The 25,920-nt window shown below is 69.2% G+C and carries 29 protein-coding genes and 1 pseudogene; 11 read left to right on the forward strand and 19 right to left on the reverse strand.

The genetic code is table 11. The features are described 5' to 3' along the window. From ACFV9G_RS02895 to ACFV9G_RS02910, 4 genes and pseudogenes are all read left to right on the forward strand, one after another. Positions 1-204 (forward strand): annotated as a pseudogene (locus ACFV9G_RS02895) (carbon monoxide dehydrogenase); the annotation flags it as partial. Positions 205-332: 128 nt separating this feature from the next. Beyond that, complete coding sequence (locus ACFV9G_RS02900) at positions 333-1,814, forward strand: flavin-containing monooxygenase (protein WP_378724732.1); 1,482 nt, start codon at positions 333-335, stop codon at positions 1,812-1,814. 157 nt (positions 1,815-1,971) lie between these two features. After that, complete coding sequence (locus ACFV9G_RS02905; protein ID WP_378724733.1) at positions 1,972-2,940, forward strand: AraC family transcriptional regulator; 969 nt, start codon at positions 1,972-1,974, stop codon at positions 2,938-2,940. Between the two features lie 94 nt (positions 2,941-3,034). Further along, positions 3,035-4,918, forward strand: a complete 1,884-nt coding sequence (locus tag ACFV9G_RS02910) for a carboxypeptidase regulatory-like domain-containing protein (protein ID WP_378724735.1) — start codon at positions 3,035-3,037, stop codon at positions 4,916-4,918. Between the two features lie 15 nt (positions 4,919-4,933). Here ACFV9G_RS02910 and ACFV9G_RS02915 read toward each other — a convergent pair whose 3' ends face one another. The 7 genes from ACFV9G_RS02915 to ACFV9G_RS02945 all read right to left on the reverse strand — a co-directional run bounded on the left by ACFV9G_RS02915 (position 4,934) and on the right by ACFV9G_RS02945 (position 10,740). After that, entirely contained in the window at positions 4,934-5,668 is a 735-nt protein-coding gene (locus tag ACFV9G_RS02915; RefSeq protein ID WP_378724737.1) for a hypothetical protein, read from the reverse strand. Further along, positions 5,665-6,567, reverse strand: coding sequence for a VWA domain-containing protein (locus ACFV9G_RS02920; RefSeq protein ID WP_378724738.1), 903 nt, complete (start codon positions 6,565-6,567; stop codon positions 5,665-5,667). Before ACFV9G_RS02920 ends, ACFV9G_RS02915 begins: the two co-directional genes overlap by 4 nt. Then, positions 6,564-7,643, reverse strand: coding sequence for a VWA domain-containing protein (locus tag ACFV9G_RS02925; RefSeq protein ID WP_378724740.1), 1,080 nt, complete (start codon positions 7,641-7,643; stop codon positions 6,564-6,566). Before ACFV9G_RS02925 ends, ACFV9G_RS02920 begins: the two co-directional genes overlap by 4 nt. Then, entirely contained in the window at positions 7,634-8,137 is a 504-nt protein-coding gene (locus ACFV9G_RS02930) for a hypothetical protein (protein WP_378724742.1), read from the reverse strand. The genes ACFV9G_RS02925 and ACFV9G_RS02930 overlap by 10 nt, the downstream gene beginning before the upstream one ends. Next, positions 8,124-9,011 carry a DUF58 domain-containing protein gene (locus tag ACFV9G_RS02935; RefSeq protein ID WP_378724744.1) on the reverse strand — a complete coding sequence of 296 codons (888 nt, stop codon included), beginning with the start codon at positions 9,009-9,011 and terminating at the stop codon, positions 8,124-8,126. The genes ACFV9G_RS02930 and ACFV9G_RS02935 overlap by 14 nt, the downstream gene beginning before the upstream one ends. Before the next feature lie 25 nt (positions 9,012-9,036). After that, a complete protein-coding gene (locus ACFV9G_RS02940; protein WP_378724746.1) occupies positions 9,037-10,050 on the reverse strand; it encodes an AAA family ATPase in 1,014 nt (337 codons plus the stop codon). A gap of 72 nt (positions 10,051-10,122) precedes the next feature. Next, entirely contained in the window at positions 10,123-10,740 is a 618-nt protein-coding gene (locus ACFV9G_RS02945) for an alpha-ketoglutarate-dependent dioxygenase AlkB (RefSeq protein WP_378724748.1), read from the reverse strand. A 125-nt stretch (positions 10,741-10,865) separates the two neighbouring features. Between ACFV9G_RS02945 and ACFV9G_RS02950 the strand changes: the two genes are divergently transcribed. Further along, complete coding sequence (locus ACFV9G_RS02950) at positions 10,866-11,600, forward strand: GntR family transcriptional regulator (RefSeq protein ID WP_378724750.1); 735 nt, start codon at positions 10,866-10,868, stop codon at positions 11,598-11,600. Positions 11,601-11,607: 7 nt separating this feature from the next. On the opposite strand, the gene ACFV9G_RS02955 is transcribed toward ACFV9G_RS02950, so the two are convergent. Beyond that, positions 11,608-11,958, reverse strand: coding sequence for a hypothetical protein (locus tag ACFV9G_RS02955; protein ID WP_378724751.1), 351 nt, complete (start codon positions 11,956-11,958; stop codon positions 11,608-11,610). A gap of 51 nt (positions 11,959-12,009) precedes the next feature. Between ACFV9G_RS02955 and ACFV9G_RS02960 the strand changes: the two genes are divergently transcribed. Beyond that, positions 12,010-12,267, forward strand: coding sequence for a DUF4031 domain-containing protein (locus ACFV9G_RS02960; protein ID WP_378724753.1), 258 nt, complete (start codon positions 12,010-12,012; stop codon positions 12,265-12,267). Positions 12,268-12,329: 62 nt separating this feature from the next. Here ACFV9G_RS02960 and ACFV9G_RS02965 read toward each other — a convergent pair whose 3' ends face one another. The 3 genes from ACFV9G_RS02965 to serA are packed head-to-tail and all read right to left on the reverse strand — an operon-like array spanning position 12,330 to position 15,446. Then, on the reverse strand, positions 12,330-13,574 hold the full coding sequence (locus tag ACFV9G_RS02965; RefSeq protein WP_378724755.1) for an MFS transporter: 1,245 nt from the start codon (positions 13,572-13,574) through the stop codon (positions 12,330-12,332). Positions 13,575-13,614: 40 nt separating this feature from the next. Then, positions 13,615-14,232 carry a hypothetical protein gene (locus ACFV9G_RS02970; protein ID WP_378724757.1) on the reverse strand — a complete coding sequence of 206 codons (618 nt, stop codon included), beginning with the start codon at positions 14,230-14,232 and terminating at the stop codon, positions 13,615-13,617. 17 nt (positions 14,233-14,249) lie between these two features. Beyond that, on the reverse strand, positions 14,250-15,446 hold the full coding sequence (gene serA, locus ACFV9G_RS02975; RefSeq protein ID WP_378724758.1) for a phosphoglycerate dehydrogenase: 1,197 nt from the start codon (positions 15,444-15,446) through the stop codon (positions 14,250-14,252). Between the two features lie 186 nt (positions 15,447-15,632). On the opposite strand from serA, the gene ACFV9G_RS02980 reads away from it, so the two are divergent. Further along, the gene (locus ACFV9G_RS02980) at positions 15,633-17,033 is read left to right on the forward strand and encodes a nucleobase:cation symporter-2 family protein (RefSeq protein WP_378724760.1); all 1,401 of its coding nucleotides are present in this window, start codon (positions 15,633-15,635) and stop codon (positions 17,031-17,033) included. On the opposite strand, the gene ACFV9G_RS02985 is transcribed toward ACFV9G_RS02980, so the two are convergent. The 5 genes from ACFV9G_RS02985 to ACFV9G_RS03005 all read right to left on the reverse strand — a co-directional run bounded on the left by ACFV9G_RS02985 (position 17,021) and on the right by ACFV9G_RS03005 (position 20,493). Continuing rightward, positions 17,021-17,887, reverse strand: coding sequence for a peptidoglycan-binding protein (locus ACFV9G_RS02985; protein ID WP_378724762.1), 867 nt, complete (start codon positions 17,885-17,887; stop codon positions 17,021-17,023). The genes ACFV9G_RS02980 and ACFV9G_RS02985 overlap by 13 nt on opposite strands. Positions 17,888-18,025: 138 nt before the next feature. After that, positions 18,026-18,682, reverse strand: coding sequence for an exonuclease domain-containing protein (locus ACFV9G_RS02990; protein ID WP_378724764.1), 657 nt, complete (start codon positions 18,680-18,682; stop codon positions 18,026-18,028). Positions 18,683-18,740: 58 nt separating this feature from the next. Next, positions 18,741-19,160 carry a hypothetical protein gene (locus ACFV9G_RS02995; RefSeq protein WP_378724766.1) on the reverse strand — a complete coding sequence of 140 codons (420 nt, stop codon included), beginning with the start codon at positions 19,158-19,160 and terminating at the stop codon, positions 18,741-18,743. A 26-nt stretch (positions 19,161-19,186) separates the two neighbouring features. After that, the gene (locus ACFV9G_RS03000; protein ID WP_091046158.1) at positions 19,187-19,483 is read right to left on the reverse strand and encodes a DUF2087 domain-containing protein; all 297 of its coding nucleotides are present in this window, start codon (positions 19,481-19,483) and stop codon (positions 19,187-19,189) included. Continuing rightward, positions 19,480-20,493 carry a TIGR01777 family oxidoreductase gene (locus tag ACFV9G_RS03005; RefSeq protein ID WP_378724768.1) on the reverse strand — a complete coding sequence of 338 codons (1,014 nt, stop codon included), beginning with the start codon at positions 20,491-20,493 and terminating at the stop codon, positions 19,480-19,482. Before ACFV9G_RS03005 ends, ACFV9G_RS03000 begins: the two co-directional genes overlap by 4 nt. A 92-nt stretch (positions 20,494-20,585) precedes the next feature. Here ACFV9G_RS03005 and ACFV9G_RS03010 point away from each other — a divergent pair, with 92 nt between their 5' ends. Both ACFV9G_RS03010 and ACFV9G_RS03015 read left to right on the forward strand, forming a co-directional pair. Next, entirely contained in the window at positions 20,586-21,200 is a 615-nt protein-coding gene (locus ACFV9G_RS03010; RefSeq protein ID WP_378724770.1) for a hypothetical protein, read from the forward strand. After that, entirely contained in the window at positions 21,197-21,820 is a 624-nt protein-coding gene (locus tag ACFV9G_RS03015) for a TetR/AcrR family transcriptional regulator (protein ID WP_378724772.1), read from the forward strand. Before ACFV9G_RS03010 ends, ACFV9G_RS03015 begins: the two co-directional genes overlap by 4 nt. Before the next feature lie 7 nt (positions 21,821-21,827). Here the strand turns inward: ACFV9G_RS03015 and ACFV9G_RS03020 are convergent, their stop codons facing one another. The 3 genes from ACFV9G_RS03020 to ACFV9G_RS03030 form a co-directional block, all read right to left on the reverse strand. After that, a complete protein-coding gene (locus tag ACFV9G_RS03020) occupies positions 21,828-23,069 on the reverse strand; it encodes a DUF222 domain-containing protein (RefSeq protein WP_378724773.1) in 1,242 nt (413 codons plus the stop codon). Positions 23,070-23,471: 402 nt separating this feature from the next. Then, entirely contained in the window at positions 23,472-24,374 is a 903-nt protein-coding gene (locus ACFV9G_RS03025; protein ID WP_378724774.1) for an aminoglycoside phosphotransferase family protein, read from the reverse strand. Positions 24,375-24,426: 52 nt separating this feature from the next. After that, a complete protein-coding gene (locus ACFV9G_RS03030) occupies positions 24,427-24,723 on the reverse strand; it encodes a DUF1905 domain-containing protein (RefSeq protein WP_378724775.1) in 297 nt (98 codons plus the stop codon). Positions 24,724-24,795: 72 nt separating this feature from the next. On the opposite strand from ACFV9G_RS03030, the gene ACFV9G_RS03035 reads away from it, so the two are divergent. Together ACFV9G_RS03035 and ACFV9G_RS03040 are read left to right on the forward strand one after the other, a co-directional pair. After that, positions 24,796-25,257: a pyridoxamine 5'-phosphate oxidase family protein gene (locus ACFV9G_RS03035; protein ID WP_378724777.1), complete on the forward strand. Its 462-nt coding sequence runs from the start codon at positions 24,796-24,798 to the stop codon at positions 25,255-25,257. After that, the gene (locus ACFV9G_RS03040; RefSeq protein WP_378724779.1) at positions 25,247-25,900 is read left to right on the forward strand and encodes a hypothetical protein; all 654 of its coding nucleotides are present in this window, start codon (positions 25,247-25,249) and stop codon (positions 25,898-25,900) included. The genes ACFV9G_RS03035 and ACFV9G_RS03040 overlap by 11 nt, the downstream gene beginning before the upstream one ends. Positions 25,901-25,920: the final 20 nt, after the last annotated feature.

The raw sequence follows: 25,920 nt of genomic DNA on the forward strand, positions 1-25,920 counted from the left end.
GCATCGGGCGCTGGAGAGGACCGTGTTGGTCTCGACACGCCTCCGCCCAGCGGCTCCGGCGGCTCGACCAGCGGGGGTACGGACGCCATCGACCTGGGTGCCACGGTCGTACCGGTGCTGATCAAGAACTACGGCAAGAAGATCGCCATCGGGGTGGCCGTGATCGCCGCGGTGGTGATCGGCTACAAGCTCCTGCGCGGCTGAGACCGGTTTACGTGACGAACCCGTCGCGCAAACCGGATACCGCTCGCGCAACGGGGATAGCGGAGCGCGGTGCGACCTCTCTAGCGTTTTCCGTACGCAGAACCCCGCTGCGAGAGGAAAAAGAAAAAGTGAAGATCGCGGTCATCGGTGCCGGGTTCGCAGGCGTTGCCTCGGCCAAGGTGCTCACCGAGCTCGGGCACGACATCACCGTCTTCGAGAAGACGCCTGACGTCGGCGGTGTCTGGAGCCGGACCCGTCGCTACCCGGGCCTGACGACTCAGAACAACAAGGACTCCTACACGCTCTCGGACCTGAGGATGCCCAAGGTGTTCCCCGAGTGGCTCAGCGGGGAGCAGGTGCAGAGCTACCTCGAGATGTACGTCGAGAAGTTCGACCTCGCCTCGATGATCAGGCTCTCGACCGAGGTGCGTAGGGCCCAGCCGGCTGGAGGGGGCGGCTGGGCCATCACCTCTGCGGGCGCCGACGGCGAGACGACCGAGGACTACGACCACCTGATCGTGGCCAGCGGGGTCTTCTCGGAGCCGTTCGCGCCCGCGTACGACGGGGTCGAGGAGCTGGAGGCGGCCGGTGGCCGGATCCTCGCGGCCAGCGAGCTGCTCGACCTGGAGACCGTCAAGGGCAAGGACGTCGTGGTCGTCGGCTACGGGAAGTCGGCCTGCGACGTGGCTGTCGAGATCGCCAAGGAGGCGGCCTCGACCACCGTCGTCGCGCGGCAGCTGCTGTGGAAGATGCCCCGCAAGATCAAGGGCGTCCTCAACTACAAGGTGCTGCTGCTCACTCGTATGGGGGAGGGGCTCTTCCCCTACCAGAGCATCCGCGGTGCCGAGAAGGTCCTGCACGCGGGCGGCTCGAAGATGGCCGGCTCGATGGTCGGCAGCGTCGAGTCGGTCACCAGCGGCCAGCTCAAGCTGAAGAAGCTGGGGCTGCTGCCCAAGGGCCAGTTCACCGACATCGCCCGCTCGACGGTCTCGCTGGCCACCGAGGGCTTCTTCGAGGGCGTCGAGGCCGGTGACATCGTCGTCGAGCGTGACACCGAGATCGCCGCCTTCGTGGCGAAGGACGGCAAGCCGTACGCCGAGCTCGCCAACGGTCGCGCGGTGCCTGCCGACGTCGTGGTGACCGCGACCGGGTTCAAGCAGGAGCTCCCGTTCTTCTCCGAGGAGATCTGTGACCAGCTCACCGACGACAACGGTGACTACCAGCTCTACCGCCAGATCCTCCCGCTGGGCGTGAAGGACCTGACCTTCGCCGGCTACAACTCCTCGTTCTTCTCGCCGCTCTCGGCCGAGATGAGCGCCGTCTGGATCGGCTCGCACCTCGGTGGCGGCCACGAGGTCCCGCCGGTGGAGGAGATGGAGGCCCACGTCACCGAGCGCCTGGCCTGGATGCGGGAGCGCACCGACGGCCACCATGCCCGGGGCACCAACATCATCCCGTTCTCGATGCACAACATCGACGAGGTTCTCGGCGACGTCGGCCTCGACGTCAGCAAGCGGGTCAAGGCAGTGCAGTGGTTGTTGCCGATCAACCCGAAGGCGTACGCCTCCATCACTCCCAGACTCGTGGAGAAGCTGGCAGCGAGGAGCTAGTACGGCGAGATGCCGGTACTCCTGGGTGGGACCGGCATCTCGCTCGGGCGAGCCCGCCGAGCGGGACCTTAGACAGTGATTGCGCCGGGTTCGCGTTGATGACGCGGCGGCTCCGCTACGCTCTTCGGTCAATCGAGCCGCGCGCCAGGAGCCTGCCTTGCCCCGTCCCCTGCTGGGTCGCCACACCGTTGTCGCCACCACTGACGTGGACCAGGCCAGAGAAGCCGTAGCCGAGCGATTCTGTGCCCATTACCTGGCGCTGACCAAGGCCGGTTCCCACCTCGACATGGTGCACAACGCGGCGCCGCTGGGCGAGGACGTGATGCTCAACTACATGCGCTACGGCGACGAGGTGCGGATCACGCCGGGCACCTTCGACGACTTCTATCTGATCCAGCTCCCGCTGGCCGGGACCGCCAAGGTCAAGGTGGGGGAGCAGGTCGTGCTCGCCGACCGCACCCGCGCCTCGATCGGCTCGCCGACCGAGGCGGTCGACATGCTCTGGTCCGACGGCTGCGAGAAGCTGCAGGTCTACATCCGGCGCAGCGCCGTCGAGGAGGCAGCCGCCGGCATCGGCGGCTCCGGTCCGGTGGTCTTCGACCCCACGCTCGACCTCGGCCGGCCCGAGGTTCGCGACTGGCTGAAGATGGTGCGGCTGGCCTACGACAACGTCGAGGCCGGCGGCTCGCTGATGAGCTCGCCACTGGTGGCCGCGCCCTACGAGCAGGCACTCATCGGGGGACTGCTGACGGTCCAGGCGAACACGTCCCTCGAGATCGTCTCCGAGAACGTCACGCCCACGATCTCCCGAGCCGTACGCATGGCCGTCGATCTCCTCGAGGCCCACCCCGAGCGCCCGTGGAAGGTCGCCGAGCTGGCTCTGGCGGTCGGAGTCTCCACCCGCACGCTGCAGGAGGCGTTCCAGCGCGACCTCGACACCACCCCGCTCGAGTACTGGCGGCGGACCCGGCTCGACCGCGCCCACACCGACCTCCTCACCGCCGATGCCACCGCCACCTCGGTCACCCAGATCGCCGCCCAGTGGGGCTTCTTCCACCTCGGCCGGTTCTCCCAGGCGTACCGGGCACAGTTCCAGGAGCTCCCGTCTCAGACGCTCATGCGTTGAGGTTGAACGCGGCCGATTGAAGTGGCGGCCCGGGCCGTTGTTGGTTAGGTTGCCCCCCATGCCTCGCGTGAGGCGGCCGATCTGGAGGACCACCATGGCCCGAATCGCGAGCGCGATCGCCATCTTGCTCATCGCACCACTTCTCACCTTTGCCTCGGCGGTTGCTGAGGCTGCCGAGGCCGATGGCTTGACCATCTTCCCCACCGCGGACGGGCCGTTCATGTGGGGCGAGCCGATGGACCTCGAAGGCACGGTGACGGAGAACGGCGCGCCGGTTGTCGGTGCGAGCGTCGAGCTCGCGCAGATCAACCCGAGTGCTGCATCCCTCGCCACCGTCGTCACCGACGCCACCGGGCGTTGGACCTACCGGTTCACGCCGCCCGTCGCGAGCCGCTACACGCTGCAGGCGAGTTATGTCGGCGCCACCGGAACCTACGAGTCCTGGACAAACTTCACCGTTGCCCGGCACCCGACGACGTTCACCTTCTCCAACAACGGTCTCCGTCAGACGGACGAGCAGATCTCCTTTGACGTGCTCCTGTCCGCCGACGGCGCAGGACTGGCTGATCGTGTCGTTCACTGGGACCTTCAGTGTTGGTATTCCGAGACTAGCCCGGTCTCAGTCGGCCGCATCACGGACAGCACCACGTCAGCCGCCGGCACGTTCACCGTGACGTACGACCAGCAGTTCCCGTGTCCTGAATACGCACTCATTGCTTGGTGGGACGGCGACCAGGACTATCAGCCGGTCAAGAGTTGGGCGAGAGAGCCGACCGCGTGGCATCGGTCGGACCTCAAGATCCACGCTCCGGCATCCGCCTTTGTCAACGACGACCTGGACACCAGCGTCACTGTGGTCGTCGACGGCGTGCCGGCTCCGAACCGCACCGTCCACATCCGTTACTTCGCACCGAGTGCAGGGCCGACCTACCTGGACGTCGTATCGGGCCCGGACGGTGTCGCCGTGATCCCGATCAAGGCGGCCGAACCCGGCAACTGGAACATCTACGCGACCATGGACGCCACAGACGACACCATGGCGGCCGAGCGGTCCGTCACGGTGCCCGTGTCCCGGGTCGCGACAGATCTCAGCGTCTCGCCGCTCGTGTCGGCGGTGCTCGTCGGCAAGCCTGTCACCATTCGAGGGAGCCTCGCCCAGGCCGACGGTCGGAACGAGGGGGTTGCGGTGGTCGTCCAAGCCACCGAGTCGGGAGTCGAGCACAGATACCAGACGACAACCGGTTCGGACGGCGCGTTCGAGTTCGTCCACACGCCGAACGTCGCCGGGTCCGTCATCTACGACGTCTGGGTCCCGGGTGACGATCGCTACAGCTACACCAGTCACCCGGCCCAGACGGTGACGGTGCAGCCGCAGACGCCGGCTGTGACGTTGACAGCCAACAAGACGTCGTACTCCGCAGGCGAGACGGCCACCTTCCGGGTCAACCTCACCAAGTCCGACAGTCGTCGGGTGAGGGTGACGGCGCAGGAGGCCGGCGGCAGCGCCAAGGTGCTCTACGACGGCAACGTTCCGTCGACGGGCCTGACTCTCAACCGCACGATGTGGCGGAACTCGACGATCGTGGCCAGCCACCCTGCCGACTCACGGAGCACGGCCGCCAAGGCAACGCTCAAGCGGTCCGTACGCCTCGGGCTCGCCACGAAGGCGCTGAACCCGCTGCGGCGGGTCGGGGCGTACGCCGTGTATCGGCCGTCCGCCGACCCCACCCTCGTCACCTCGGTTCGCCCGGTCCGGTCCGGCCTCTGCGTCCGGATGACGGTTCAACGGTACCGGGACGCGGGATGGCGCACTGTCGCGACGACGACCTGCCGGGCCACCGACCGTTACGGCAAGGCCCGGTGGACGTTCAACCGCTCACATGCGAGTGGCGCGCGGTTCCGTATCGCCGCCCGGTTCGCAGGCGATGCGACGAATGCTGCGGGGATCGGGCCGTGGACGTACATCCGGTTCCGCTAGGAGGCCGACGACACCTCACCACTGAGGCTCGTCGCTGAACCCGCCGTAGTCGTCGAGGTCGGCGTCGTCGCGGCGGTACTTCTCGCCGTCGCCGTTGCGCTGGTCGAGCTTGTCTTCCTTCTTGTCGCCGTTCGGTGGCGGCTCGGGCGGGTCGTCCTCTTGGTTGGGCTTGATCGGCGTCTTCGGGGTCAGCTTCTCCTTCAGGCGCTCCTCGACGGACTCGCCCTGCTTCGACTGCTCGGGGCCCTGGCCGGCGTCGGTGGGGCAGTCGCCTTCCCGCAGCGTGGCCAACGCCTCCTCGTACGCCGCCTTCGCCCCGGCCTGGTCGCCGGCGTCGCGGGCGCGGTCGCCGATCGCCTCCTGGGTCAGCGACAGGTTGATGCGTACGGTGCACTCGTGGTCCTCGGGCACCCGCTCGAGCGCCTCGCCGTAGTAGGCGACCGCCCGGGCGTTCTCACCGAGCAGGAAGGCGGCGTTGCCGGCGTCGAAGTGAGCGATCCAGGGCTGCAGGAAGTTGAGGTCGCGGTTGGCCGAGTAGTGCTCCATCGCGGTCGCGGCGTCGCGTACGTCCCAGGCGTCCCGGCCGCTGCGGTCGTGGTGACCCATCAGGACCACCTTCGCCAGGAAGACGAGCCCGATCACCACCGGGACGATCCCCGCCAGCAGCAGTGCGCGCCGCACCTGCTCGCGAGGTGTGCGCACCGGACCCGGCGGTGCGGTCGGGTCGACAGGCGTCTCGGTGAGGGTCACGACAGCACCTCCTCGGCCTCGTGTCCACGGCGACGATGGCCCCACAGCTCCCACAGCAAGAGTGCCAGCAGGGGGAAGCCGAAGATCCAGGCGCGGGAGACCTCGCCGCCGGCGGAGGTCTCCTCGGTGAGCATCTCGGAGTCCCAGGTGGAGGCCTCCGTGGCGATCTCCTTGGTCTGCTTCGTCGTGCGGTGAAGCGTCTGAAGACCCATCTGACCTGCGATCTCGCGCAGGTTGCCGAGATCGATCCGGGAGCGGGCGTCCTGGCCCTCGCCGTCCTTGAGATAGCCGTCCTGGGGACGTTCGTCGTCCCAGGGCATCCGGCCGCCCTCCTCGGTGCCGTAGCCGAGCACCACGCCGCCGGCCGAGAAATCGTCGACCTCGGCGAACGACTGCTGATCGATGCCCACGCGGGTGTTCTCGCCGTCGGAGGCGAACACCACGATCCGGCGCCGCTCGGGGAAGCGCTCCTGGTCACGCTCCAGGGTCTCGATGATCTGGTCGCGCGGGGCATCGACCATCGAGCCGGACCCGTCGAAGGCCCGTTCGGCGTAGAGCCCGTCGACCCAGGCGTCGAAGGCGGTGGTGTCGTAGGTGAACGGCATCTCGGTGCGGACGACCTCGCCACCGAAGGTGATCGCGCCGAAACGCACCGAGGGCAGCGCCTTCGAGAGCGCCTTGAGGTCCTTCTTGAGCTGGGTCATCCGGGCCTCGCCGCCGGGGGCGTCCTCGGCGACCATCGACCGGGTCCGGTCGACGACGACGAGGACGTCGAGGTCGGCCGTACGCATCTCCGCCGGTGCCGCGCCCCAGGTCGGGCGCACCAGGACGACGACGGTGAGCAGGACGATCAGCACGCGGCGTACGAGGGTGAGGATCTGCCATCCGAGGGCGCTCATCGGGCCACCCCACTCGGTGGGCGAGCCTGTTCGGGCGACCGACCCGTGGCCGGTGCCGGGCGGAACGACGAGCCCGAGGAGAGCCTTCCGGAGCGAACCAGGGCGTAGATCCACCCGGCGATCAGCATCAGGACCCCGAGCACGATCATCGCGATCGGCCAGCCGGGAGCGTCGCGGATCTGGTACTTCGGCGGCTCGACGACCTCGTCGGCGGAGAGCCGGTCGATGCCGGCCAGGATGGAGTCGATGGAGCCGTCGTCACCGAGCAACGAGAAGGTGCCGCCGGTGTCGGTCATCGCCTTGTCGAAGGTGGCCCGCTTGTCCTCCTGGAAGCTGAGGTCGGCCGAGCCGATGCCGTAGAGCTGGACGTCGCGCTCCTTGGCGAACTTCGTGGCCTCGGGCAGCGAGTAGACCGGCGGGCCGCCCTGCGGGTCGTTGTCGGAGGCGACGATGACCGCCCGGCCGCGCTCGGAGTTGGACAGGTCGAAGCGCTTGACGCAGGAGACGATGCCGTCGCTGATCAAGGAGGCGCGCTCCTTGCCGAGGTACGTCCCGGCGACGTACTCCTGGTCGCCGAGGGCGAAGGCCCGGCCGGCCCGGGCCAGCTCGTCCTGCACCCAGCCGTAGTCGTCGGTGAGCGGGAAGACGGTCACCGCGGCGTCGCTCCACAGGACCAGGCTGACCCGCTCGCCGTTGAGACCGGCGACGAGCTGGGAGTAGGCCTGGGTGACCTGGGTGTCCTCGTCGAACATCGAGGTCGAGGCGTCCAGGCAGAGCACGATGTCGCGGGTGGAGTAGCGGTTCTGGGTGATGTCAGTGGTCTGTGGCCGGGCGATCAGCCAGATGCAGCCGATCACCGCGAGCGCGATCCCCGCGGTCTGCCACCAGGACAGCCACCGCTGCTGGCTCGCGAGCTCGCGGAACCGGGGGAGCCGCTTGAGCCGAGCGGTGTGGGCGACGAGCACCGCGTCGGCCGGGCGGCGATGCACCCGGGCGGCGAACACGACGATCGCGGCGATCGCGGCGATCGTGAGGACCAGCACGATCGCGCCGAGAACGGGCCACCTCAGGTCCATGTCGTCACCACCTGACGGGCCCGGCTCAGCGCCTCGGGGAAGCGTTCGGCAGCCTTGCCCTCCTCCTCGGAGGCGAAGGCGGGCGGGTACATCACCTCGACGGCCATCGCCAGCGGGCGGGTGCGGGGGTCGCTGCGTACGGTCGCCTTCAGGTCGGCGAGAACCATCTTGTCGGCCGGGATCTGGCTGACCTCGGCGACGTAGTCGCGCACTGTGCGGCTCAGGTGCTGGTGGCCGACCCGTGCCGGGACGTCGCCGCGGTGCACCGCCCGCTCGATCCGGTCGATCTCGGCCAGGTGCTCGCCACGGAGGTCACGCGGCTCGGGCACCCAGGGCGTCTCGACCTCGACGACCGGCTTGCGCTTACGGGTCAGCAGGATGACCACGAGGTAGTAGACCGCCACCGCGGCGAGAAGCGCGAGCGCGAGCACCAGCCACCAGCCCGAGTGGGCGATGGGCTGCTGGAACTCCTCCGGGACGCTACCGCCGCGCATGCCGGTGCCTCTCCAGGAGATGGAAGACCGCGCCGATGGCGGTGGTGTCGTCCCGGACCCGCTGGTAGGCGATGCCCAGGCGGTCCAGGGTGCCGCGCAGGCCGTGCTCCTCGGCGGCGGCTAGCTCTGCGTACTGGGACTGGAGGACCGCGTCGCCGGTCAGCCATCCCGGCAGGGCGGAGACGGTGTCGACGTCGACGGTCGGGGCGCCGCCGGCCACCGCGGTGGTGGGGTCGAGGTCGTCGATGCCGGCGACCAGCACCTCGTGCTGAACGGTGAGACGGCGCAGGACCGCGGCCATCTCGTCGCTGACGGAGTGCTCGTCGGTGACGACGAGCAGGATCGCCCGGCGGCGTACGTTGGTGGCGATGTGGCGCAGCACCGCGACGATGTCGGCCTCGGCGGCATCGGGGGTGATCGCGTCGTGGGCCTGCCCCAGCGCCCGCTCGAGCGCGATCTCGGTGTCGGCGGACTTGGTGAGCTTCTGGGTCTCGGAGTCGCCGTAGGCGACGGCGACCTTGTCGCCGTGGCGTACACCCAGCCAGCCGACCAGGCCGGCGGTGAAGATCGCCAGATCGCGCTTGGTCGTGGTGCCGGTCGCCTGGGCCGCCATGCTCCGGCCGGTGGAGATCGCCAGCAGCACCAGGTGCTGCCGCTCGGCGGTGAACCGCTTGACCAGCAGGCTCCGGGACCGCGCCGTCGCCTTCCAGTCGATGTCCTTCACATCGTCTCCGGGGACGTACTCCCGCAGGTCGTGGAAGTCCATGCTGCGCCCGGTCTGGACGCTCGCGTACTCCCCGTCGAGCAGGCCCAGGACCTTGCGGTGGGCATGGATCATCAACCGCGTGCGGATCCGGGGAAGGTACGTTGCCATTCTGTGCCTGATTTCCTGGCGCCACTCAGGGGCTCGGGACAGCGCGGACCAGCGCGTCGACCAGCATCTCGGGCTGGACCTTCTCGGCCAGCGCCTCGAAGCTGAGGTGGAGCCGGTGGCGCAGGATGCTGTGGCGCAGCTCGCGCACGTCCTCGGGAGTCACGTAGGAACGACCGAGCAGCAGCGCCGCCGCACGCGAGGCCTGCAGGAACGCGATCGAGGCACGCGGGGACGCGCCGATCTCGACGTAGGAACCCGTCTCCGGCCCGAGGAGCTGGTGGGCGTTGCGGGTGGCCTGGACGAGGGCGACGATGTAGCGCTTGATCGCCGGGTCGACGTAGACGCGCTTGGTCAGCTCTTGGAGCCAGACCACGTCGTCGGGGTCGGCGACCGGACGGGTCTCCTCGTGGTCGGGGCCGAGCGTGCCGGCCTCGATGCGCTCCAGGACGACGAGCTCCTCGCCCTCGCTGGGGTAGTTGACGATCTCCTTGAGCAGGAACCGGTCCATCTGCGCGTGCGGGAGGACGTAGGTGCCCTCCTCCTCGATCGGGTTCTGCGTGGCGAGCACCATGAACGGGCGCGGCAGCGGATGGATGTGGCCGGCGATCGACGTCTGGCGCTCCTGCATCGCCTCGAGCATGGCGCTCTGGGTCTTGGCGGAGGAGCGGTTGATCTCGTCGAGCAGCACGAAGTTGGCGTGCACCGGGCCGAGCTGGGTCTCGAACTCGTGGTTGCGCTGGTCGTAGACCTGGGTGCCGATGATGTCGCTCGGCAGCAGGTCGGGGGTGCACTGGATCCGGGAGAACTGCGCCTTGACGGTCTGGCTCAGCGTGCTCGCGGCAAGCGTCTTGGCCAGTCCGGGCACGCTCTCGAGCAGCACGTGACCCTCGGAGAGGAGTGCGATCAGCAGCGCCGTCCTGAGTCGCTCTTGGCCGACCACACGGCTGCTGAAGGCGGTGCTGATCCGCCCGACGATCTCCTTCGCCCTGGCGATCTCCTCAGCGGACGGCGGGGCGAGGGGTGGTGCGGTGGTGGTCAAGGCGGCTCCAGAGGCGTCGGCTGTCGGTCCCATCCTTTCCTACCAGCGTACGGAACGCATCTGGGGGCCGCCTCAGAAGACGTTGCGGGGGCGGAACTGGACCGAGATCCGGGGGCCGGCGGAGGAGACCTTGGGGATGGCGTGCTCCCAGGTGCGCTGGCAGGAGCCGCCCATGACGACGAGGTCGCCGTGGCCCATCTCGATGCTCATGCCCTTGCCGCCTCGTCCTCCGTGGGGGCGGAGGGCGAGGCGGCGGGGGTCACCGACGGAGACGATCGCGACCATCGTGTCGTCGGTGCGGCCGCGGCCGATCTTGTCGCCGTGCCAGGCGACCGAGTCGTGGCCGTTGCGGTAGTAGCAGCAGCCGGCGGTCACGAAGGGCTCGCCCAGCTCGGGCAGGTAGTGGGCGGTGAGGCGGCCGCGGGCCTCGGCGAGCCTGGGGTGGGGGAGCGGGTCGCCCTGCAGGTAGGTGTGCAGGAGCCTCGGCACGTCGACCATCCGGTCGTACATCTGTCGGCGCTCCTCGTGCCACGGGACGTCGTTGACGAGGGCCGCGAAGACGTCGTCGGGATCGGGCAGCCAGCCGCGGGCGATGTCCACCCAGGCTCCGCGGTCCAGATGGGTCCGCTCGTAGGCCGTCTCGGTGGTCTCGTCGTCTGTCGGGGCGAAGAGTGTTCCCTGGAAGTCCACCCTCGTAGCGTACCTCGTGATCGAACACTTGTTCTAGTGAAATCCGGCCGTCGTATTTCGTTGCAGAAGATCTGCCTCATCTCGTTGCAATGTCACAACTTGACGAAATTCGGGACGTACGCGAGGTGTACACCTACGCTCTGGTCATGGTCCGGTCGGTCGAGGGTGAGCGGTCGCTCAAGCACGTCCAGATCCGGGAGTACGTCCGGGAGCTGGTCGTCGGCGAGAGCCCAGGCGCCTCCGCGCCCTCGGAGCGTGAGCTGGTCCAGAAGTTCAGCGTCGCCCGGGCCACCGTGCGGCAGGCGCTCGATGCGCTCGTCGCCGACGGTCTGCTGGTCCGGATCCCGGGCCGGGGCACCTTCGTCGCGCGCCCGCCGCGGGCGGCGAGCCCGGTGCTCGGGTTCAGCGAGGAGATGGCTCGCCGGGGCATGCAGGCATCCTCCGAGACGCTGCTGCTCGGCCGGGAGAAGGCCGGGCCCACCATCGCTCGCGCGCTGGGCATCAAGGAGGGTGCGGCCGTCGTCCACTGGCGGCGCCTGCGCCGCGGCGACGGGGTGCCGATCTGCATCGAGGACGTCTACCTCGACGAGGCGATCGTGCCCGGGATGCTCGAGCGCACCGCGCCGACCAGTCTCTACGCCGAGCTGGCCACTCGCCACATGCGACCGTCGTGGGTCGACGACACCTTCCGTGCCGATGTGGCCAACATCGAGGAGGCCACCCTGCTCGGTCTCTCGGTCGGCGTCCCGGTGCTCCGCAGGCAGCGGAAGTCGGTCGCGGGGGACCGCTACGTCGAGGTGTGCCGCTCGGTCTACCGTGCCGACCGCTATGCGCTGCACCTGCAGCTCGGCCCGTCCTGAGGACCGGTCAGAGGTGGCCGAGCGGCGCGACCACGTCGCCGCTCTCCTCGCAGACCCAGATCGGGTCCGGACCTCCCAGATCGGGAGTGATGTGGAGCGAGTGCACCGGCGACTCGGGCGGGCACGAGGTGCACACCGGCCAGCGCGCGGAAGCCTCGCCGTCGAAGAGCAGGTCCTGCACGTCCTGGGCGACCAGGCCGGCGACGTACGCCTTGCCCTCCGGCCACTGCTCGACCCACCAGCCGCGCTCGGTCATCGCGTCCTCGAGGGCGGAGACGGCCGCGGCACCGGCGAGTCCTCGGGCATCGAGGTCATGGAGCACCCTCGCCCGAGCCTCGAACAGCACTGTCGTGTTCATCACGGACCATTCTTGCCGACCGGTCAAGGCTGGACACGGTAGGAATGGTCCGTGATCCTCATCGACCCGCCGAACGTACCCAGCCGCGGCCGGATGTGGTCGCACCTCGCCAGCGACACCTCCTACGAGGAGCTGCACGACTTCGCGAGTCGGCTGGGCATCCCGGCCCGAGGGTTCGACCGGGACCACTACGACGTGCCGGCCGAGGCCTACGACGACATGGTCGCGGCGGGTGCTGTCGAGGTCACCTCCCGGGTCCTGGTCTCTGCTCTCCTTGCCGCCGGTCTGCGCCGTCGCAAACCCCGTTAGCCGAGGCGTCACGTACGTCGGCCGAAGTGGCACCGCGGTGACGTCTCGGCCGACGGGGGTGACTACTCGGCCGGCGCGGGTGACTTCTCGCCCGGCGGGAGTGACGTCTCGGCCGGCGTGGACATCCGCCGGGTGGTGAGCCAGATGGCCGCCGCGATCAGCAGGCCGAGGCCGCCGCCGAGGACGAAGCCGCCCTGCCAGCCGATCAGGTCGATGGCGAAGCCGGCGGTGGGAGCTCCGACGGCGCTGCCGAGCGTGATGGCCGAGCCGTGCCAGCCCATCACCTCGCCGCGTACGGTCGAGGGGACGCTGCTGGTGATCGCCTCGAGCGCGGCGGTCAGGGTCGGTGCGCAGAAGAAGCCGCTGAGCAGGAGCAGCACGGTGAACGAGATCGGGTCCCAGGCGAACGCGGTCAGCACCGTCGTCGCACCCAGCAGGACGAGCATCACCGCGGTCGAGGGGTGGCTGTTGAGGGCGCCGTAGATGAGTGCGCCGAGCAGCGAGCCGAGCGCCCACATCGCCATGACGAGCCCGAGCAGGGCGGTGCGCTCGAAGTCGCGCATCGCGGCGACGGTGCCGAGGTCCTCGGCGATGAGGATGAGCGAGGCGGTGAAGGTGCCGGCGAGCAGGAGCGTGACGCCCGGGTTCACCCACGAGGGGAGGCCGAAGCGGCGCCTCGGCGAGCCGGTGTCACTGGGGACGGCGTCGCTCGGGACGGTCGGCTCGCCCTCGGTGATCATCGGGTTGAACAGCCACAGCACCACCGCCGCGGCGATGCCGAGCCACTGGATCAGCAGCATCGCCCAGGATGTGCCGAAGTAGCTGGCGCCGAGGACGCCGATGACCGGACCGACCATGAACCCGAGCTCGGTCATGATCGCGTCGGCGCTGAGCGCGGCGGTGCGCTGCCCGGGCCCGACCGAGCGGAGCATCACCTGACGCACGATCGAGAACGACGGGACGGTGAAGAGTCCCGCGATGGCGACCAGTGCGAGCAGCGGAAGATATCCGACCCAGGGGGCGATCGACCAGGCGATGGGGAGAACGGCCAGCGGCAGCAGGAGGGTACGTCGCAGGCCGAGGCGGTCGAGGAGCCGGCCGAGCCAGGGAGCGGAGATCGCCATCGCGATCGCGAGGACCGTCGAGACGAGCCCGGCCTCGGCGTAGGAGCGGTCCAGCGGGCCGACCACGTGAAGGGTCACGATGACAGCCGAGGCCGGCATCGGAATGCGTAGGAACAGACCCAGCACGAGGATGCGGCGAACGTCGGGAAGCCGCCACAGGTCGGCGTACGTCTGGAAACTCACCGACGAATTCTGTCACCGAAGCGGGGTTCCGAACGAATCGTTATTGATCGTTTGACAGGTATGTGTTGAGGGTCTCCAGCTCGGCCGAGATGTTGGCCCGCGCGGCGGCCTCCCAGCTGATCCTGGCGAAGGGTGTCGAGAAGAGCGACTCCTTCTCCAGCAGCCGCTCCAGGACCTGGGCGCGTCCGGCGCGGAACTCCTCGTCGGACAGGTGCTGATACTCCTCGCGGACGGTCGCGGCGTACTCCGCATAGCGCTCCTCCGGAGCGGCCAGGATCGCCAGGTCGGCGTCGCAGAGCACCCGGCCGCCGCGGTCATCGGGCGCAGGGTCGTGGGTCTCGGTCAGCCGCACCAGCCGGACGACCTCGGCGACCGCGTCGGCGTCCAGGTGGGCGGCCAGCGCGTCCTCGGCCCAGGTGGCCGAACGCTCCTCGGCGTCCCGCTCCCCGTCGTAGACGGAGTCGTGGAAGAACGCCGCCAGGGTGACCGTCAGCGGGTCGAAGCGCTCTCCCTCCGCCCTCAGCTCCTCGATCCGGTCCAGCACCTCGGTGAGGTGCCGGCGGTCGTGATAGCGGCGGGTCGGGTCGTCGTACGCTGCCAGGACGTCACCGAGAAGGTCGGTCGCCGCTGGCAGCGGCCAATGTTGAGGGAGCTCCATGAGCCAGAACGCTAGCGTCAGGCGTGGTAGGCGCGCACCCACCTGGTGTGCGGGTTGGCCGTGATCTTCTCCAGTGTCGTCGCTGGTACGTCGGTCACGTCGGTGACGACGAAGCCGGTCTCGCCGGCGGTGGCCAGGTATTGGCCGGTCACGTTGACGCCCTCGGCGGCGAGCAGGGCGTTGAGCTCGGCGAGCACGCCCGGGACGCTGTCGTGCAGCAACGCGAGGCGCGCGCCCTCGGCCAGCGGCGGCGGCTGGACCGCGGGCAGATTGACGCTCAGCGCGGTCGATCCGGAGCCGACGAAGTCGCGCAGCTTGCCGGAGACGAACCAGCCGATCTCTTCCTGGGCCTCCTGCGTGGAACCGCCCACGTGCGGAGTCAGGATGACGTTGTCGAGGCCCTGCAGCGGGCTCTCGAAGGCGTCGCCCTGAGCCTTGGGCTCGATCGGGAAGACGTCGAGCGCGGCGCCGGCGATGTGGCCGGACTCGATGTGCTTGCGCAGCGCGTCGTTGTCGACCAGGAAGCCGCGCGCGGCGTTGATGAACAGGCTCCTCGGCTTCATCTTGGCGAACTCCTCCTCGCCGAACATGCCCAGGTTGCCCGGGCGTCCGTCGATGTGGATGGAGACCACGTCGGCTTCGGCCAGGAGCGCGTCGAGAGACTTCATCCGGCGCGCGTTGCCGTGGGCCAGCCGGTCGGCGATGTCGTAGAAGATGACGTAGAACCCGAGCGCCTCGGCGACGTTGGACAGCTGGGTGCCGATGTTGCCGTAGCCGATGATGCCGAGCGTGCGGCCGCGGACCTCGTGGGAGCCCTTCGCGGACTTGTCCCAGACGCCGGCGTGCATCTTCTCGGTCTTCTCCGGCAGCCGTCGGGCCAGGGAGATGATGTAGCCGATGACCAGCTCGACGACCGAGCGGGTGTTGGAGTAGGGGGCGTTGAAGACGGCCACGCCGCGCTCCGCGGCGGCGGCCAGGTCGACCTGGTTGGTGCCGATGCAGAAGCAGCCGATCGCCTTGAGGTCGGTGGCCGCGTCCAGCACCGCCGGGGTGATGTGGGTGTTGGAGCGGATGCCGAGCAGCGTCACGCCGGGCAGGGCCTCGATCAGCTCGTCCTCGGAGAGGGACTTGCTGCGCAGCTCGACCTCGAAGCCGGCCTTCTCGAGGTTCTCGACAGCGACGGGATGGATGTTCTCCAGGAGCAGCGCCTTCATGGCTCAAGGGTAAGTCGTCGGCGGATGTGCCCGGAATCGCCGCCACAGGTCGGACGGCGCCGTGAAACATCCGTTGCAGCCTTGAAACAGACGTGCAATCCACGCGACGGAGCCCCGAAACCGAGGCCAGCCATCCTGAGGTTCCCCCACGAGCCGGTGACGGTGCCGGCAGCCCCAGGAGGCGCCATGTCCCTCATCGACACGTTCCGGACCGGAAGGAAGGGAACCCATCCGGTCGACGACGTACCTCCGCTGGCGCAGTTGGTGCCCCTCGGCCTCCAGCACGTCCTGGCGATGTACGCCGGAGCGGTGGCCGTGCCGCTGATCGTCGGTGGCGCGATGGTCGGCGCCGGCCAGCTCGAGCGGGGCGACATCGTCCACCTGATCATGGCCGACCTCCTGGTCGCCGGCATCGCGACGATCCTGCAGGCCGTGGGAGTGGGCCCCTTCGGCGTACGCCTCCCGCTGATGCAGGGCGTGACCTTCGCAGCCGTGGGGCCGATGATCTCGATCGGGACCGCGCACGGGATCACCGCGATCTATGGCTCGGTGATCGCCTCCGGCGTCTTCATGATCCTGGCCGCGCCGTTCTTCGGGAGGCTGATCAGGTTCTTCCCGCCGCTGGTGACCGGCACGATCATCCTCATCATCGGGGTCTCCCTGATGCGGGTCGCGGCCGGCTGGTTCGGCGGTGGCACCGCGCTCGGTCCCGACTTCGGAGCCCCGAAGGCGATCGCGATGGCGTTCGGGACGCTCCTGATCGTGGTGCTGCTGGAGCGGTTCGCGCCGCCGGCGATCCGGCGGATCTCGGTGCTGTGCGCGCTGTTCCTCGGCACCGTGGTCGCGATCCCGCTCGGGATGACCGACTGGTCCGGCGTCGCCTCGGCGGACTGGGTCGGGGTGGTCACGCCGTTCCAGTTCGGGATGCCCACCTTCGAGATCTCCGCGGTGATCGCGATGATCATCGTCGCCATCGTGGTGATGACCGAGACGACCGGCGACATGATCGCTGTCGGCGAGATCGTGGACCGGCCGGTGACTCCGCGCGGCCTCGCCGACGGGCTCCGTGCCGACGGCGCCGGCACGCTCCTGGGCGGGATCATGAACACCTTCCCCTACACCGCGTTCGCGCAGAACGTGGGGCTCGTCGCGATGACCGGCGTGCGCTCTCGTCACGTCGCCACCTGTGCCGGGGTGATGCTCGTCGGTCTGGGCCTGGTGCCGAAGCTGGCTGCGGTCATCGAGGGCGTACCTCAGCCGGTGCTCGGTGGCGCCGGGATCGCGCTGTTCGGCATGGTCGCGGCCACCGGCATCCGCACCCTGTCGAAGGTCAGGCTCGACAACGCCAACATCCTGGTCGTCGCGATCTCCCTCGGGGTCGCGATGCTCACCGAGGCGAAGATCTCCTACTCGGCCGATGGAACCAATGTCGTCCTCGACCTCTACGCCCGCTTCCCCGACTGGTTCCAGACGATCTTCCACTCGGGCATCTCCGCCGGGGCGATCACCGCGATCGCGCTGAACCTGCTGCTCAACGGCCGGCGGGCGCCGCGGGAGCAGGATCAGGACGAGCCTCAGGACCAGTAGATGACGACCCCGTCGCCGATGTTCACCTGGTCGTAGAGCGAGGTGATGGCGGCGTAGTCGCGCACGTTCACACAGCCGTGGGAGGCACCGTTGTAGCCGTTGGCGGCGAAGTCGGGGGAGTAGTGGACCGCCTGGCCGCCGGAGAAGAACATCGCGAACGGCATCGGGGTCTTGTAGATAGAGGAGACGTGGTCGCGGCTCTTGGCGAAGACCGAGAACTGACCCTCCCGCGTGGGCAGCTCCTGCGAGCCGAACCGGACCTCGACGCTCGTCTGTACGGTCCCGCCGACGACCCAGCGCAGCACCGAGGTGGACTTGTCGATGCACATCACCCGGCCGGTCAGGCAGCGCGGGTCGAGCTTGCCGGCGGGCACCGGCGGCGGCGCGTCGATCAGCTCGGCCTCGGTCGGCTCGCGGGTCATCGCGTGCAGACGGTCGAGCGTGGTCTGGTCCACGAAGCCGGTGACCGCGATGCCGCGCTTGCCCTGGAAGCCGGAGACGGCCTCGGTGGTGACGTTGCCGTAGAACCCGGTCACGCCCGCGTTGAACCAGCCGATCTGCTTCAGGCGCGCCTGCAGGTCACGTACGTCGTCACCGCTGTCACCCTTGCCGAAGAGCCGCGGGCCGGAGGTCGGGGACGGCTTCGGCTCGGGCTTCGGCTCGGGCTTCGGCTTTGCGCTGGGCGTTGGTGTCGGCGTGGCGCTCGGCGATGCCGAGGGGCTGGTGGAGGAGCCCGCGGCCGGCGAGGCGGTCGCCTCGGGCACAGGCGCGGCGGCCGGCTCCACGGCGCAGGCCGCGAACGTCGTTGCCAGGAGGGCGGCGAGCGCCCCGGCGATCAATCCCCGCATGACCATGTTCATCGCCTCGCTTCGGACCAGGGCCCCCAAGGTGCTGTTACTTCAAGTAACGCGGGCCCGACGACATAGTGATGTCCGAACCGGGTCCTCCGGTTGCATTTCTGCGGGAAGTGTCCCGGATGATGGGACGATCTCTCAGCGAGAGGGCCGCCGGACGCGGCTGAACCAGCGGCGTACGGTCCGCTTCAGCCGCTGTCGCGAGGTGTTGCACTCCACCAGCGGCAGGGTGAGACCGACCCGGTCGGCGTCGGCCAGCTCGCGCAGCAGGATCTCCGCGGCCACCCGGGTGTCGTCACCCGCGTCGTGGGCCTTCAGCTGCTCGACCGCGTAGTAGGCCGCGATGGTGGCCAGCGACTTGTCCGGCACCTCCAGCGCGAGCGCCTTCGCGAACCGCATCGTGCACAGCCACTCCAGGACCTCGAGGCGCACGCCGGCACGGTCCGACTCCACGGCCACGAACGTCCAGTCGAACGGGGCGTTGTGGGCCACGAAGACCCGGCCGGAGAGGCGCTGGGCGATCGTGGCGGCGACGTCCCGGAAGGTCGGGGCGCCGGCGAGGTCGGCACTGGTCAGGCCGTGGACCTCGACCGGGCCCGGGTCGACGCCGGCGCCGGGATTGACCAGCGTCTCCCATTCCGACTCGGCGGTGCCGTCGGCGGCGATCTGGCGGATCGCCACCTGGATCACGCGGTCGCGGTAGGGGTCGAGCCCGGTCGTCTCGACGTCGAGGACCGCGTAGCCCTGTCGATGGCGCCGGGCTTCGCTTCGGCCGCGTGAGTCGGTGGTGGTCACAAGGCTGACGGTATCGGTGAGCACCGACAGTCGGGGCCGGGTGTCCCTGCGGGCGGAGCTAGCCCGACGCCACGCCCAGAGCCACGATGCCGACGATGAAGAGCAGCAGGACGGCCATGATGAGGACGAATCCGAGGATTCCTGGCTTGCGCTGCTTCTCGTGCCCGATCGCACCCTTGCTGAACCCGGTCAGCGGCGAGGCGTAGAAGACCGGAACGGTCTGGCCCTCGGCGACGTCGAAGCTCAGCGACGCTTTGCCGAACTTCCACGTCCACTGGGTGTACATGTCGACGTTCCAGCGTCCCGGCGGCACGGGGAAGACGTTCCGGCCGTACTGCGTCGGCATCTGGTGACCGTTGAGCAGCACCGTCGGCACGATCAGGTTCGAGGTCATGTGGCTGCCCTGGATGGTCAGGTCGATCCACCCCGCGGGCGGGTGTCCGGGCACTGGCTGGCCCGTCTGTTCCGGCATCGTCATGCGCGAATCATGCCCGATCCGCAGAGTCAGATGTCGACGCTCCCGCCGTCGCGCCAGTAGAAGCCGCCCTCGCGCATCATGAAGCCCTCCTCGTGGAGGTAGCGGCGCAGCGCGGCGACGTCCTCGTGGAACCGCCCGAGGATCTCGTTGACCTCGCGCTCGGGGTAGACCTTCCCGAGCTCGAAGGACTGCGCGAGCTCGTTGAGCACCACCAGCTTCTTGACGTGCTTCGACGGGATCGTCAGCAGCCGCCCGTCCTTGCCGAAGAACCGTCTCAAGGTCTCGGCGTCGTCGGGTCGGGGCTGCCAGGTCGCGCGGGTCACCTTTTCATCGTGGCCGATCCGGCTGGTCGATGCGACTGGTTTCTCTGCCGCCTCTGCCGCCCCCGTCGTGCGCGGGACACGAGGTCGCGGGCGGCGGAGGCCCAGTCGGCGTACTCGAACTCGAAGCCCGTCTCCAGCAGCCTCCCGGGGATGACACGGCGGCTCTTGAGGAGCAGCTCGGTGTCCGTACGCAGCGCCCAGGCCCCGATCTCCGCCATCCAGCGGGTGGCCGGGAGTGCGATCGGCATGCCCGCCTCCGTGCGCAGCGCGCGCATCAGGTCCCGCTGCGGCAGTGGCCCCGGGGCTGCCAGATTCACCGGTCCGGCGATGTCATCGCGCTCGATGAGCAGATCGCAGGCGCGTACGAAGTCGGCCTCATGGATCCAGGAGACGAACTGGTCGCCGCCGGCGACGGGCCCGCCGAGGCCCAGGCGCGCCATGGCCAGGAGTACGTCGAGGACGCCGCCCTTGTCGGGGCTCATCACCATCGCCGAGCGGAGCGCGACCTTGCGGGTGTGCGGTGTCGGCGCTGCAGCCTGCTCCGCCTCCCAGTTCTTGGCGATGCGGGTCGAGAACTCCCAGTAGGCGGGGGCGTCCGGCTCGCTGCCGCCGATGATGCCGGTGGCCTCGTCGTTGGGTGCGTCGAAACGGTGGGCGTAGATCGTCGCGGTGCTCATCTGCAGCCAGGTGATCGGTGGGTTGGCCGCCGCCGCGATCGCCTCGCCGACGACCCGGGTCGACTCGACCCGCGAGTCCATCATCTGCTTCAGGTTGGCATCGGTGTAACGGCAGCTGACCGTCCGTCCCGCGAGGTTCACCACCACGTCCGCACCGTCGATCTCCTCGGCCCACGGACCGATCGTCCGCCCGTCCCAGACCCGATGACGTACGCCCTCCTCGAGCTGTTCGGGTTGGCGGGAGAGCACCACCACCTCATGCTCGCGCGCGCTCCAGGCGCGCCGCAGGATGCCTCCGACCTGGCCGGTCCCTCCGGCGATGACGATCTTCATGGCAGCGACCATAGAACCTATTTGAGCGATCGCTCAAGATCTGCGCTACCTTAGATTTGAGCAATCGCTCAAATGGACTCGAGGAGGCGTACGTGGCTGGTTGGGTGTGGGCTCTGCTCTGGGCGTTCGTCCGGGCATGGCTGTTCGGCGTCATGCTCGGGCTGGTGATCGGTGGCGCGTTCGGGACGCTCCTGATGCCGGTCCTGGGGACGCTCCTCGGCGGAGTGATCGGAGCCATCATGGGCGCGATCACAGGGCTGCCCTTTGCAGTTCTGGTGGCTCCCGTGTCGCTGCTTCCACCCTCGCCGGTCGCTGACCGGGCCTGGCCGGCGATCGTTGCCGCAGGACTGTCGTTCGTGCTGGTCAGCAAGGTCATGTTCTCGGGGGCGAACCTGGATGCTTCGGAGGACCTCGCCATCTTCGTCGGCCTGGCTGCCGCTGCCGGTCTGGTCGCGGGGCTCTTCGGTCGTGCGATCACCCGTCGTGCGCGGATCCGGGCGCTGCGTACTCCTGAGACCTTCATTTTCTTTGCGTTGGCGGGAACGCTGCTCTCGACCGCTCGATTCGTGACGCTGGAAGGGTGGATCCACGACGGGCCCGGGATGGTCCTGCTCTGCGCGTTCGTAGGATTCGTCGGTGGCGGCATACTCGGTCTCGCCCTGATCGGCTACAACCTGCTCGTCACCAAGGAGCCCGCCGCAGAATGAACCCCACCAAGGCCAAGCTGATGGCGGCGGTCACCGACCTGCTCAAGGAGGACGGGATCGCCGGTCTCTCGGCGCGGGCGATCGCCGACCGGGCGGGGGTCAACCAGGCGCTGGTCTTCTACCACTTCGGCACAGTCGTGGACCTGGTCGACCAAGCGTGCCGCGCGGCGACGGACGAGGCGGCGGCGTCCTACCGGGACGAGCTCGCGGACGTGACCTCGCTGAGCGAGCTGCTGCAGCTCGGGCGAGGGCTTCACGAGCGGGAGCGAGCCGCCGGCAACATCACGGTGATGGCTCAGCTCCTGGCCGGCGCGCAGCGGGACAAGACCTTGGCCGAGACAGCGCGCTACGCGTTGGGCCGGTGGAACGAGGAGATCGAGACCGCGGTCGCCCGCGCGCTGCAGGGAAGCCCTGTCGAGGGCGTCGTGGACGCGCCGGGTCTGTCCCGCGCGATCAGCTCGGCGTTCATCGGCCTCCTCATGTACGACGGCGTCGACCGCCCCGGAGCCGAGTCGGCTTTCGAGTCCCTCGAGCAGCTCGGTGCGCTCGTCGAGGTCATCGAGGATCTCGGGCCCGCGGCCCGGCTCGTCCTACGGTCCCGGCTCAAAGGCCGCGGTTAGCGCCATTTCATGTCCGTCTGGTGAAGCGGATGTCGCCGTTGGGGAGGCGTTCGTGGAGGTAGGCGGTGTCGTGGGCGCGGTGATGGTGATGGGAGCAGAGCAGGGTGGCGTTGTCGAGGTCGGTGGCGCCGTCTTGGGACCAGGCGACCCAGTGGTGGGCCTCAGCCCAGGTGCCGGGGATGTCGCACCCTTCGGCCTCACAGGTCGCTGACCGGAGCAGGAGCGCGCGGCGTTGGGCGGCGGTGAAGAACCGTTCCTTGCGGCCGAGGTCGAGGACCTCGGAGTCTCCCCCGAGGACGGCGGGGAGGATGTTCGCGGTGCAGGCGAGGCGGCGGGCCTCGGCCGCGGTGATCGGGCTGCCCCCGAGGACCTGGGCGACCCCGGCCTGTTTGCGGAGCTGGTCGATGTCGATCGTGACGATCACCGTGGTCGCGTCCCCGCCATGGATCGGGAGCCGGGCCGGGTCGAGGGTTTCCAACAGCTGGCAGAACGCGAGCCCCAGCCGGCGGTCGTAGGGCAGGAACTCGCCGGTCTCGGTGCGGGTGCCGTCATCGCGTCGGGGTGAGGCGAAGGCTTCGAGGTTGGTGGCCAGCCGGTCCGCGGCCGCATCCGGGACCACGGCGGAGATCCGGGTGGTGCCATCCCCGAGGCGGCGCATGTTCAGTCGGGTCTTCTTGCGGGCGTGGGCTTCCTCGGCGGCGAGGCGTTTGGCTTCTTCGGCCTCGGCGATCTCGGGGGCGATCAGGTCCAGGATCCGGCGCCCGAAGCGGCGCAGCTGGGTGGGGTCGAACTCGGTGGCGTAGGCGACCAGCGTCTCCTCGGCCTTGACGCGGACCTCGGGGTCGAGGTCGGTGGGGAGGTCGTCGAGGGCGGCGACGATGACCTGCGCTTGGGCGGGGTTGCAGGCCCCGGCGCGCATCGCCGCGGCGACCTGCCCGTAGGAACGGTCCAGGGCGTCGGCGAGCCGCAGGTCGGCGCGCAGGGTCTCGGGGTGTTGGTGGGTGTGGTGATGCAGCCACGCGGCGACATCCCGGGCAGCGGCCTCGGCGGCCACGTCATCAGCGGCCGCGAGCACCCGGAACTCGAGCTCGGCCAGCTGCGCTTTCGCGTGGGCGATCTCGAGCAGCGTGGCGGCCTTTTGGTCGGTGGCCATGAAGGCCGGATTAGCGTCCGCGACCCCGCCCAGAGCGTTGGTGACCGCGACCACGGCTCCGAGCACGGGGTGTTGGGGCTGTTGCAGCGTGGTCATCACGGTCACCTCCCGACGTACGAACTCAAGGGTTTCTGCCTGTGCAGATCCCGGTTGGTTCGCTGGTCTCGGAGGCCCGGCAGTACGGGCTATTACTTACCCTCGCAGCTCAGCGTCGACGCCCCTGGTTCCCCTGGATTACCCCACACTCGATGTCTCCCGAGAGTGGCGGCACGCCTCTTTCGAGGTGGTCGGCCATCACGTTTACGCCTGCGCCGAGCCTATCACACGAAGCAAACCAACGAACCCAATCAGGGACAGATATCCCAAGCCAAAGCCGAACCGCTGCTGGAAGCCCGCAAGACAGGCAAATGGCACCCAACCCAAGCGCCAAGGCTTGTAAATCTCCCAACCCAACCCAAGCCACGTATTGGCCCCACCCACGCTGGAACCCAAGCCGCCTCAGCCGCCCAGAGCAGCCCGAGCCATCACAAGCCGATCGGCGCAGCGTACGGGCATCGTCCGCCAGTAGTAGGGGAACGTCATCAGGGCGATGAACAGCGCCCACCCGCGAGCGCGGAGCCAGGTGGCGTCGTCGAGGTCGAGAAGCGCGCGGAACTCGTCGCGGCCGGCGACGTCGAGGAGCTCCCAGGCGCAGATCAGGTCGACGGTCGGGTCACCGACGGAGAGGGCGCCGAAGTCGAGTACGGCGGTGAGACGGCCGTCGCGGGACAGCAGGTTCTCGGCGAGCAGGTCTCCGTGGACCCAGCGCGGCTCGGCTTCGGCCGGCGGAAGGGCCATCACCTGGTCCCAGACGGACTCGACCGCGTCCAGGTCCAGGTCGAGCTCGGCAAGCTCGCGGCACTCCTTCAGGCGGAACCGCACGTCGGCGTCGAAACCGGCGATCGGCTCGCCGCGGTACCAGCGCAGCTCGGGGTCCTCGAGCGCCTCCTGCGGCACCTCGGTCCGCCGGAGCCCGGTCACGACCCCGGCCAGGTCGGCGGCGGTCACGTCACCGGTGCCCAGGCCCGGCTTCTCCCCGTCGAGCCAGCGCACCACGCTCCAACGCTCCGGGTAGCCGAAGCCCGGCTCGCCGACCGCCGCCACCTCCGGCACAGCCACCGAAAGGTTGGCCGCGAACCCGGGCAGCCGGCGGGCCTCCTGCGTGATCGTGGCCGATCCGCCGGGCTGGCGGGGGAGGCGTACGAGATGCTCCTCGCCCAGCCGGAAGAGCCGGTTGGTCGACCCGGTCGAGTCCAGCGGGCGGAGGGGAAGCTCGGCGTAGGCCGCGACGTCCCGCCTCAGCAGAGACCGAATCAGGTCCTCGTCGATCATCAGCTCGTCATCGTGCATCGCGGCGTTCATCGTGGCTGAGCCAACCACGTCGGCGCCCGGCGGCGCGCATGGTTTTTCGGGGTCAGACGAGGGTGAGCGAGACGAGCGCGCGGTCGCCGACCTGGAGGTCCTCGCGGCGGCGTACGTCCTTCTTGATCGGCAGCGCATAGCCATCCTGACCCGGGAAGACCGAGGTCCGCCAGGTGGTCGTGCCGATCCGTGCCTCGACCCTCACCGATCCGAAACCGCGGGGCGGGCCGGTCGCGATCGACGCCTCGCGGATCTCCTCGGTGACCTCAGGTGGCGCGGTCACGAAGATCCAGGCGTCGGTCTCGTCCTTCCACGGCCACAGCTCGGCCTCGAAGTCCCAGGTCTCCACGCGCTCATCCTTCCAGGCCGGTGTCTGGAAAATGGTCGTTCCACCGGCAGGGCGGACGGTTAGGGTGCGGCCATGGCTGACCCTCGCTCCCTCGCCCAGAGACTCTCCGACACCCGCACCCGTCTGGAGAACGACGTCGACCTGTGGATCGCCTCCGCGCACGACGACCAGCCGTGGCTGGTGCCGATCTCGTTCGTGTGGTGGGAGGGCGAGATCTGGATCGCGAGCATGGGCGGAGCGCGCACCCAGCGGAACCTCACCGCCTCCCCGGTCGTCCGGCTGGCCCTCGGCGAGCTGCGCGACGTCGTGATCGTCGACGGTCGGGCCGAGGTCGAGCCGATGGAGCGTACGCCGCAGCGGGTCCTGGAGATCTACGCCGAGAAGCAGGGCGGCGACCCGAGCGACTGGGCGGACAGTCTGATCCGCGTGCGGCCGACCAAGATCCAGGCCTGGCGCGAGTCGAACGAGCTCGACGGACGCCACCTGATGCGGAACGGCCGCTGGCTGGACGAGGGTGGGTCCGATGGAAGCTGAGGTGCCGCTGACCGAGGACACCTTCCGGGCGCTCGCCCGGTCGTCGCCGTGGCGCTTCTCCGCTCTGCACTTCACCTGGCGGACGCGGGACGACGGCGACGTCGAGTGCTGGTTGCGCAGACCTGGCTGGCTCCGCGTGCGCGACGCCGCCGGGGATCGGGTGGTCAGGGGCGAGGCTCCGGTGGTCGATCCGGAGCCGGTCCTACGCGCCGACGGTCTCGTGGCGAGCCGGCCGCGGGCCTGCACCCACGACATCGACGACCCGATGTGGAACAACTACCTGTTCGTCTCGATGCTGGATCCCGAGGAGCTTTCGGTCGATGTGGCGCTGAGCGACCTGCGTTCGGAGCCGAGGGCAGGGCGGGAGACCTGGTGGGCGAGGGCGGTGCCCGGGCAGGAGTACGAGCCGCGGTGCGGTTGTTGTCCGCTGCTGTGGTCCCGGGTCACCGACTGGTTCGAGTACGGAGACGGCGCCCCGGGGTGGGAGCCGCAGGCGGGCACGGTCTACCCCGAGGCGTACGACATCGGGCTGGACGTGGCGACCGGGATCGTCGTGCAGTTGAGCCCGGTCGGAGGCTCGCGGCCCGATCACGGGTTCGAGACCACGATCCACGAGGCAGAACTGTCGGTGGTCTCTGTTTAGGTGGTGGTGAGGACGACATC

The sequence above is a fragment of the Nocardioides sp. NPDC059952 genome, from assembly GCF_042730435.1.
In the GTDB taxonomy this organism is placed as follows: domain Bacteria; phylum Actinomycetota; class Actinomycetes; order Propionibacteriales; family Nocardioidaceae; genus Nocardioides.